General features: G+C 62.5%; 7 protein-coding genes. 3 read left to right on the top strand and 4 right to left on the bottom strand.

What is annotated here, in order from left to right; genetic code table 11:
* Positions 1-52: 52 nt before the first annotated feature.
* On the top strand, positions 53-1,390 hold the full coding sequence (locus RGV59_RS08960; protein WP_102618830.1) for an MATE family efflux transporter: 1,338 nt from the start codon (positions 53-55) through the stop codon (positions 1,388-1,390).
* A 140-nt stretch (positions 1,391-1,530) separates the two neighbouring features.
* Here RGV59_RS08960 and speA read toward each other — a convergent pair whose 3' ends face one another.
* The 4 genes from speA to RGV59_RS08940 all read right to left on the bottom strand — a co-directional run bounded on the left by speA (position 1,531) and on the right by RGV59_RS08940 (position 5,799).
* Positions 1,531-3,444: an arginine decarboxylase gene (speA, locus tag RGV59_RS08955; RefSeq protein WP_126587066.1), complete on the bottom strand. Its 1,914-nt coding sequence runs from the start codon at positions 3,442-3,444 to the stop codon at positions 1,531-1,533.
* A 144-nt stretch (positions 3,445-3,588) separates the two neighbouring features.
* Complete coding sequence (locus tag RGV59_RS08950; protein WP_017849660.1) at positions 3,589-3,960, bottom strand: translation initiation factor Sui1; 372 nt, start codon at positions 3,958-3,960, stop codon at positions 3,589-3,591.
* A gap of 322 nt (positions 3,961-4,282) precedes the next feature.
* Positions 4,283-4,819, bottom strand: a complete 537-nt coding sequence (locus RGV59_RS08945; RefSeq protein WP_104904023.1) for an NUDIX hydrolase — start codon at positions 4,817-4,819, stop codon at positions 4,283-4,285.
* A 2-nt stretch (positions 4,820-4,821) separates the two neighbouring features.
* A complete protein-coding gene (locus tag RGV59_RS08940) occupies positions 4,822-5,799 on the bottom strand; it encodes a DUF2333 family protein (RefSeq protein WP_370737517.1) in 978 nt (325 codons plus the stop codon).
* A 401-nt stretch (positions 5,800-6,200) separates the two neighbouring features.
* Here RGV59_RS08940 and RGV59_RS08935 point away from each other — a divergent pair, with 401 nt between their 5' ends.
* Both RGV59_RS08935 and RGV59_RS08930 read left to right on the top strand, forming a co-directional pair.
* Positions 6,201-7,871, top strand: coding sequence for a response regulator (locus RGV59_RS08935; RefSeq protein ID WP_017849663.1), 1,671 nt, complete (start codon positions 6,201-6,203; stop codon positions 7,869-7,871).
* Between the two features lie 53 nt (positions 7,872-7,924).
* Entirely contained in the window at positions 7,925-9,886 is a 1,962-nt protein-coding gene (locus RGV59_RS08930) for a methyl-accepting chemotaxis protein (RefSeq protein ID WP_126587068.1), read from the top strand.
* Positions 9,887-9,958 lie beyond the last annotated feature (72 nt).

Here is a 9,958-nt window from a genome sequence, read left to right as displayed (position 1 = left end):
TTCTGCGACGTGCTAAGGGACAGTTACAATGCGCCTCCCCCAAGGAGCTTGCATGCCTACCTTACTGACCGACTGGCGCCACCGCCCCACCCACCGCCGCGTCTGGGCCCTGGCCGCGCCAATGATCCTGTCGAACATCTCGGTACCGCTGGTTGCCCTGGTCGACAGCATGGTCATCGGCCACCTGCCCCACGCCCACCAACTGGGCGCCGTGGCGGTCGGGGCCAGCCTGTATACCTTCCTGGCCTGGGCCATGGGTTTTCTGCGCATGGGCTCCACCGGGTTCGCCGCCCAGGCCGCCGGGCGCAACGATGGCGCGGCGCTGCGGCAAATCCTGCTGCAAGGTCTGTTGCTGGCGCTGGGCCTGGCGATGTTACTCGGTACAGTGGGCATCCCGCTGAGCCACCTGGCCCTGGAATGGATGCAGCCCTCCGCCGAACTCAATCAACTGACCCGCGAGTTCTTCCACACCCGCCTGTTCGGCCTGCCCGCCGCTCTTGCCAGCTATGCCTTGGTCGGCTGGTTCCTCGGCACGCAAAACGCCCGCGCGCCGCTGGCGATCCTGCTGACCACCAACCTGGTCAACATCGCCCTCAACCTGTGGTTCGTCCTCGGACTGGACTGGGGCGTCGTCGGCTCCGCACGCGCCTCGGTGATCGCCGAATGGACCGGCGCCCTGCTCGGCCTGGCCCTCACGCAAAAAGCCCTGCGTGCCTACCCCGGGCATATCGCCTGGGCCGCCTTGCAACGCTGGCACAGCTGGCGCCCGCTGCTGGCGGTGAACCGCGACATCTTTATCCGCAGCCTGGCATTGCAGTCGGTGTTTTTCATGATCACGGTGCAAGGCGCACGCCTGGGCGACGCCACCGTGGCCGCCAACGCGCTGTTGCTCAACGGCCTGCTGCTGACCGCCCACGCCCTGGACGGCCTGGCCCATGCGGTCGAAGCCCTGTGCGGCCATGCCATTGGCGCGCACGACCGTCAGGCGTTGCGCCGCTCATTAGTGGTCGCCTGCGGTTGGTCGCTGATCGCCAGCGTCGGTTTCGCCCTGCTCTTCACCTTCGCCGGCCACCTGTTCATCGCCATGCAGACCGACATTCCCAGCGTGCGCGAAACCGCCGACATCTACCTGCCATACCTGGCGGTGCTGCCGTTGATTGCGGTGTGGAGTTATCTGCTGGACGGGCTGTTCATCGGCGCCACGCGCGCGCGGGAGATGCGTAACGGCATGCTGCTGACGGTGCTGATCCTGCTGCCATTCGCCTGGCTGTTGCAGGGCTACGGCAACCACGGCCTGTGGATCAGCTTCCTGCTGTTCATGGCCCTGCGCAGTCTTACGCTTTGGACGATTGCCTGGCGTTTGAACCGACAGAATCAGTGGCTGGGATAAGCACCCCTCACTGTCACTGTCACCGTCACTGTAGGAGCGAGCTTGCTCGCGAAAAACGTTCAGACAACGCGGTCATCCAGACAGCCCATGTCATCGTTGACGATCTTCGCGAGCAAGCTCGCTCCTACAAGGATGGGTGCTTAGGAGGACAGGTAGGACGAACGCGTCAGGCCCAAGCGCAACGCATCCAGAAACTGCGTGCGCTCGCTGGCACTGATCTTCGCGCTGGCGCACTTGTCACGGTAATGGGTCATCAACTCCTCCGGCGACAAGTGCACATAACGCAGCATGTCTTCGATGGTGTCGTGGGTCTCGATCCCGGCGCTGTACACCGAACCGTCTTCACGCTGATAGATGTTCACCGAGTCGGTGTCACCGAACAGGTTGTGCATGTCACCGAGGATTTCCTGGTAGGCGCCGACCAGGAAGATACCCAGCAGGTAGTCTTCGCCCTCTTTCAGCGCGTGTACCGGCAGGCTGGTCTCGATGCTCTGCTCGTCGACGTATTGCTTGATCTTGCCGTCGGAGTCGCAGGTCAAGTCCTGCAATACCGCGCGGCGCATCGGCTCTTCGTCGAGGCGGTGCAGCGGCAGGATCGGCAATACCTGGCCGATGGCCCAGGTGTCCGGCAGGCTCTGGAACACCGAGAAGTTGCAGATGTATTTATCCGCCAGCTTGTCGTTGAGTTCGTCGAGCACCTGGCGGTGCGAGCGCTGACGTGCTTTCAGCGAGTTATGCAGGCGGCGGCATACGGCGAAGTAGCACTGTTCGGCCAGGGCTTTTTCCGCCAGGGTCAGTTTGCCGTCGGCGTACTGGGTGGCCACGTCGCTCATGTAGTGAGTGGCGCGCCAGTAGGTTTCGGTGACCATCTCGATGTCAGTCGGGCCGAGCAGGTCCACCAGACATTGCACGGTTTCCGGCAGGCTGTCCTTGTTCTCGATCTGCGGCATTTCGTCGTTGTGCTTCTCGACGTCGGTGACTTGCACCACCAGCATGGCGTGGTGGGCGGTCAGGGAACGGCCGCTCTCGGAGAAGATGTTCGGGTGCGGCAGGCTCTGCGCGTCGCAGAACTCCTTGAGCATGCCCACGACGACACCGGCGTAGTCGTCCATGTCGTAGTTGATCGAGCTGGCGTTGCGCGAGTGAGTACCGTCGTAGTCCACGCCCAGGCCGCCGCCGACGTCGATGTGGTCCACCGGCAGGCCGAGGTTGCGCAGTTCGCCGTAGTAACGAATGGCTTCCTTGAACCCGTGCTGGTAGTCGGCCAGGTTGGCGATCTGCGAGCCCATGTGGAAGTGCAACAGGCGGATGCCCTGGTCCAGGCTGGCGGCGCGGAAGCGCTCGACCACCGACAGCAGTTGCGCCGCCGACAACCCGAACTTGGATTTCTCACCGCCAGTGTCAGCCCACTTGCTCGACGCCAGGGACGACAGGCGCACGCGCAGGCCGACCTGTGGCTTGACCTTGAGGTTGGCGGCTTCTTCGATCACCAGCTCAACTTCGGACTCTTTCTCGATCACGATGAACACGTTGTGACCCAGCTTCTGGCCCATCAGCGCCAGGCGGATGAATTCGCGGTCCTTGTAACCGTTGCAGACGATGGTCCCGCCTTTCGGCGCCAGGGCCAGCACGGCCAGCAGTTCCGGCTTGGAGCCGGCTTCCAGGCCAATGGACACGTCCTGGGTGGCGATGATGTTTTCGATCACCGCCTCCTGCTGGTTCACCTTGATCGGGTACAGCGCGGTGTATTTGCTCTGGTATTCCAGACGCTCGATGTTCGAATCGAACGCACCGGTCAACTGGCGCACGCGGTCTTGCAGGATGTCGGGGAAACGCACCAGCAGCGGCAAGGACAAGCCGCTTTTGCGCAACTCGTCGACTTGCTCGTACAGGTCGACAGGCGTGCTTTTCGGGCCGTTCGGACGAACTTCAACGCGACCGGCATCATTGATCGCGAAATACCCGGCCCCCCAATGACGAATCCCGTAAACACTGCGGCTGTCCGCAACTGTCCATTGGCTGCCATCGTCTTTGCGTGTGCGTCGTACGGACATTGAAGTCCCCTATAAATGAAGTCGAAGGCGCCGCCCCTCGTTGGAGGCTGGCGCAGTCTAAAGAATGAAAATGACGATTTGCCTGTGAGTAAGGTCAGACCCCACTCGCAGGACAGAGTTTAGACACTGGTTGGGAAGAGGCTTTCAGCCGCCGGACTTCTTGGCCTTGTACCCGAGCTTGATCAGCTCGGCCAACAGCAACTCGACGTGATCGCCCTGGATCTCGATGACCCCGTCTTTCAACGCGCCACCGGTGCCACAGCGCTTTTTCAGCGTGGTGGCGAGTTCCTTCAGCGCGTCTTCGGCCAGCGGCACGCCGGTGATGGTAGTCACCGTCTTGCCGCCACGGCCTTTGCTCTCGCGTCGCACGCGGGCAATGCCGTCGCCTTCGGGGATCAGGGTTTGTTTGCAGGTACAGGCGTCCACGGGCTGACGACAGTCCGGGCAGTGTCGACCTGCGTCGGTGGAAAATACCAGGCCACCGAGGGCGGCGAAGGATGCGGCTTTTTTGGCCACCGGCAATCCTCTTGTGAGGACAAAGACTGATCGGCAAACGCTCAGGCGGTTGCCGACCGCGAAGCCCCACTCAGGCAGGGGCAGCGCTACCGAACCCCCCAAGTCATTGCCCCCGATTCCTGTAGGAGCGAGCTCGCTCGCGAAGATCGCCAACGATGACGCGGGCATTCAGGATGCCCGCGGCGCGCTTGAGGTTTTCGCGAGCGAGCTCGCTCCTACAGGAATCAGGGGGTGGAACAAGGGTGGTTCGGGTGAAAAGTCGCGCAGTGTAACCACAAAAAGCTCACTTGCTAAGGGCCAAATCGCGCCAATTTATACAACTTTAGCGACGTGAGGCCAGATAGCGCCGCAAGCCCTCTTGCGCGTCCGGGCAGTAGGGCTTTTGTTGCGCTTCCTGCAGGACAACTTCAAGGGGTAAAAAGCGCGCTTCCATGACTTCTTCAGGCTGCAGGCACAGCGCACCGTCCCACACGGCGGAGTAGGATCTGCACCAAAGTCGGCTGTCACCGTCCTCGAAGTAGAAATGGTCATGCTCGACCAACTCCACCCCGCCCACGCCGAGCTCTTCTTCAAGCTCGCGGGCGGCCGACTCGGCATAACTCTCGCCGTCCGCCACCATCCCGCCTGCCGCCGTGTCCCAGAAACCGGGGTACAGGGCTTTGCTCAGGGTGCGTCGGTGTACGCACAGTTCACCTGCCGAGTTGAACAGGAAGATAAAGGTGCAACGGCCGATCAGGCCGCGCTGGCGCAGGTCGGATCGCACCAGGGCGCCGAGCGGGTTGTCGTGCTCGTCGACCCAGCAGATCAGTTCCGCATCGGAGGCTGCGCGGTGCGCGGCCTCCTTTTGAGTCACGTCCATCATCACCCTTGGTTAAGCAACTGACGCAAGTCGATCACCGCCGCGTTGGCCCGGGAAATGTAGTTGGCCATCACCAGCGAGTGGTTGGCCAATATGCCAAAGCCGCTGCCGTTGAGGATCATCGGGCTCCAGACCGGCTCTTGCGAAGCCTCCAGTTCACGAATGATCTGGCGCACGCTGACCGTCGCATTCTTCTTGGCCAGCACGTCGGCAAAGTCGACTTCGATGGCGCGCAATAGGTGGGACAAGGCCCAGGCCTGGCCGCGGGCTTCGTAGAACACGTTGTCGATCTGCAGCCATGGGGTTTCCACCACTTCTTCATCGAGCTGCGGCACTTCACCCGGCGCCAGCGCTTCGGTTTTCAGTGAGGTGTTCAGCTTGACCCGGCCGACACTGGCCGACAGACGTTGCGACAACGAACCCAGGCGTGTGGCGACATCGCCCAGCCAGTTGTTGAGGTTGTCGGCGCGCGCATAGAACAAGGCGCCGCGCTGGTTCGGGTCGGACAGGCGCACTTCATAGCGATTCAGGGAGTTGATGCCTTCCTGGTACTCCGACTCGCTGGAAGGCAGCACCCAGCTCTTGTTGTCGAAGTTGAAACGCGGCTCGGCCTTCGCCAGGTCGGCGTCTTCCGCCGACTGCGACTGGGAACGGGCGAAATCCTTACGCAAGGCGCGGGTCAAGTCACGCACCTGCACCAGTACGCCGTATTCCCAGCTCGGCATGTTGTCCATCCACAGGCCCGGCGGGAAACGGTCGTTGGAAATATAGCCACCGGGCTTGTTGAGCAAGGTGCCGGCCACGGTCTTGAGGGTTTCCACGGTGGTGTAACCCAACACCATCTGCTTGCCTTCCTTTTCAGCGGCAAGCTGGGCGTTCTGCTGGACCGGGAACAGCGCCGGCTCTTCGCTCCAGTACCAACCCAAAGCACCGGTGACCAACAGATACAAGCCGAGTACGCTAAGCACCGCTCGGCTCATCAGCACGCTACGCAAATAGCTGCGGTTGGCCGACTTGGGTTCAGGGGCGGGGCCTTTGGCACTGCCTGCACGGTTTTTCCAGTCCAGCATGGCGATATCCTTTCAATCACTTGAGTTCATGCACTTCAATCGACGGCGTGCGTTCAAACACTCCGACAGCAACCCTACCCCATCGTGCCCGTCAATGCGGGCTTTTCGCCCTACAACTATGATCCAACGGACGCCCAGGGGGCATTCGACTATAAAGGATGCGCGCTTTTTCCGCTGCACGACCAATTAGTCACTAAATGAATGCCAGGGACTCGCAGTTAATTGACGTATGACACTCATGTAACCGAAAAGAGGTGCTAGCATAGAGCCACCAGTCGACCTCAGCACGCACCTTCACTAGTAGTCAGGATATGACCGAGCCAGAAGACCCCAGCCGTGAGCGTCTCAAGCAGCACTTTGCCCAGCGGGTAATTCATCAGGCACGTCAAATTCTTGAGATCTGGCAGCGCCTGCAACGCAGCGAATGGTCCGACGCCGACTTCTCCGAACTCAGCGAAGCCAACCTGCGCCTGCTGCGCTTCGCCGAACGCTTCGAACAGCCCGAACACGGCCAACTGGCGCAGCACATCGGTGAGTCGCTCAAAGCGGTGGACGCCAATCGCGGCCGCCTGAGCAGTCAACTGATCACCGAAATCAACCGTTTGATGCAACGCCTGTCCCGCACCGGCCTGCGCCAGGGCGATCAGCTTGAGCAAACCTTCCTGCCGCCGATGCGCAAGCCGATCTACGTGATGCTGGCCGATCACGATCGCGCCGAGCGTCTGGCCAAGCAGCTGGAATTCTTTGGCCTGAGCGCCCAGTCACTGGACGACGTGGCGGCGTATCGCGTGGCGATGGCCGAGCGCCTGCCGTCGGCGATTGTGATGGACGTGGATTTCTGCGGCCCGGGCCTCGGCCTCCAGCTGGCCGCCGAGGCCCAGCAAGGCCTGGAGCAAAAGCTGCCGTTGCTGTTTTTCAGCCTGCATGAAACCGACACCCCGACCCGCCTCGCCGCCGTGCGCGCCGGCGGCGAGGAGTTCCTGACCGGCACGCTGGAAGCCTCGAGCCTGCTGGAAAAGATCGAAGTGCTGACCTGCGTCGCCCAATACGACCCCTATAAAGTGCTGATCATCGACGACTCACGGGCCCAGGCGCTGCACACCGAGCGCCTGCTCAACAGCGCCGGTATCATCACCCGCACGCTGATCGAGCCGATCCAGGCCATGGCCGAGCTGGCGGATTTCCAGCCCGACCTGATCATCCTCGACATGTACATGCCCGCCTGCACCGGCACCGAACTGGCCAAGGTGATCCGTCATAACGACCGGTACGTCAGCGTGCCGATCATCTACCTGTCGGCCGAAGACGACCTGGATAAACAGCTGGACGCCATGAGCGAAGGCGGCGACGACTTCCTCACCAAGCCGATCAAGCCGCGCCACCTGATCACCACCGTGCGCAACCGCGCGGCCCGTGCGCGCAACCTCAAGGCGCGGATGGTGCGCGACAGCCTGACCGGCCTGTACAACCACACCCATATCCTGCAATTGCTCGAAGACTGCACCTTCCGCGCTCGTCGCGAGAATAAGCCGTTGAGCTTTGCCATGCTCGACATCGACCACTTCAAGCGCGTCAACGACAGCCACGGCCACCCCATGGGCGACCGCGTGATCAAGAGCCTGGCGCTGTTCCTCAAACAGCGCTTGCGCAAGACCGACTACATCGGCCGCTACGGCGGTGAAGAGTTTGCGATTGTGATGCCCGATACCGACCTGGAATCGGCCTGCAAGGTGCTGGATGAAATCCGTGGGCGCTTTGCCGAAATTCACTACCCGGCACAGCCGCATGACTTGTGGTGTACTTTCAGCGCCGGGCTGGTGGAGTTGTGCGACGATTCCGACAGCCTGATGATGGCCGCCCAAGCCGACGAGGCGCTGTACCGCGCCAAGGATGCCGGACGCAATCGGGTTCAAGCCGCGCACACATCAAGTCAAAGTGCCATCTTTTCACCAGAATCCAGCGATTCCGTCATAACTTTGTAATAGAAACGCAATAACTTCAGGCACTTAACTTTTGCTGTCGGTTGAAACCACGCATGCGCCTGAAGCTGCTGACCAATCTCAATACCCTCCTTCTGGTGGCCGTGTGCCTGGCACTCGGGGCGACGCTCTGGTGGTCGCAACGCGCGCTGGAACGGCCTTATTTGCTGATGGAACGCTACCTGGGGTTGTCACAGACCTTCCAGAACCAGGCCGCACGCAATATCGACGACTACCTGGCCAGCGGCGACGCCCTGCGCTTGAGCAGCGCCAGCCAGAGCCTGGAAAGCCTACTGCAACACCTGGATGAATTGCCTGTCGACCTCGCACAAAGCCTGCGCCCCAGCCTGAAGGAGTTGGATACCTTCAGCAAAACCGACCTGCTCGCCGCCGGCAAACTGGCCGGCGACCCGCAAGCGCTGCTGTTGCAGGCCGAGCGCGAATTGGGCGCGAACCTCGAGCAACTGAGCCAGTACGCCATCGGCGTCGATTCGCCCGCCGCGGCGCGCTACCTGCCGCCGCTGCTGGCGGCGTCCCAACACCTGGGCAAGCTGTCCCTGGCCCGCGACAAGCTGGTGAGCAGCGGGCGCGCCGAACTGGCGGATGATGTGGAGCGCGAAGTCAGCAATATCCGCGGCCAGGCCGACCTGCTGGAGCAACTGCCCTTACTTGGGGTCAAGGCCAACGCCGGTTCGAACACCGATGACTTTTCGGCGCTGATGGGCCTGGAAAACAGCGAAAAAACCGAAACACAAGACACCGGCGTCGACCTCAAGCGCGAACTCAACAGCCTGCTGACCCGCTACCCGGCCGAACTCAAGCGTACCCGCGAGCAGATCCAGCGGCGCGCCGACCTCGCCGCCGGCACCCAACTGAAAATCGCCGCCGTGCAACAGGCCATCGCCGGCCTGGAGCCGGTCGTGCGTGCGCAGCACGCCGTGATCCAGGGCGAAGTGCGCCTGATGCAAGGGGTGATGATCGGTCTGATCCTGCTGATCGCCCTGCTGATCGATACTCTGCAACGGCGCCTGGCACGGGTGTTGACCAACCTGGCACCGGCCCTGTCGACCTGGGGCGAAGGCGACTTCAGCCAACCGATTGCCTTGGGCAAGACCAACCGCGAACTGCGCGACATCGAAGCCTCCCTCAACCGCTTGCGCGCCTACCTGGTGGACCTGGTGGGCACCATTCGCGGCAATGCCGAGGAAGTCGCCGGCAGCAGCCGCGCCCTGGCCGAGCTGAGCAGCGGCCTGCATGATGGCGCCGAACGGCAGGCCGGGGACACCGCGCAGATCCGCGATTCGTTGGGCGAATTGGAAGCGACCATTCAACAAGTCGCCGGGGACGCCAGCCAGGCCGCCGGCGCCAGCCGCAGCGCGGGCCAGGCGGTGAAGCACGGCCAGCGGGTGATCGGCCTGAGCCTGACCGGGCTGCATGCGCTGGTGGGCGAAGTGCAGCAAAACGCGCAGATGATCGAGAAACTCGCCGAAGAGTCCGCGACCATTGGCGGCGTGTTGACGGTGATTCGCTCGATCGCCGACCAGACCAACCTGCTGGCGCTCAATGCCGCCATTGAAGCCGCCCGCGCCGGAGACGCCGGGCGGGGCTTTGCCGTGGTCGCCGACGAAGTGCGCTCCCTGGCCCAGCGCACCGCTGGCGCCACCGCCGAAATCCAGGGCCTCATCGCCGGCCTGCAAACCGCCGCCCGCCAGTCGGTGGAAGGCATGCGCGCGCAGGTCGAACACGCCGAAGCCACCGCCCAGCAAGCACAAGCGGCCGACGGCGCGCTGGATGAAATCGTCGGGGCGATCCAGACCATTTCCGACACCTCCGTGCGTATCGCCGATGTGACCGCGCAGCAGAGCGGTGCGGTGAGTGAGATTCGCGATAACAGCGAACGGATTCATCAGTTGGGTGAGGACAACCTACTGCGCATCGGCCAGGGCCGCAGCCAGGGTGAACACCTGTTGGTGCTGGGCGGCCAACTCAATACCGCCGTCCAAGCCTTCCGCGTCTGACCCGATCTAACGCCATGCGAAGAACCAATGTGGGAGGGGGCTTGCCCCCGATAGCGGTGTGCCAGTCTCAAT

This window comes from Pseudomonas sp. FG1 (assembly GCF_034313875.1).
In the GTDB taxonomy this organism is placed as follows: domain Bacteria; phylum Pseudomonadota; class Gammaproteobacteria; order Pseudomonadales; family Pseudomonadaceae; genus Aquipseudomonas; species Aquipseudomonas veronii.
Note: the sequence above shows the minus strand (reverse complement) of the source record. Positions and strands in the feature narration are given on the sequence as shown.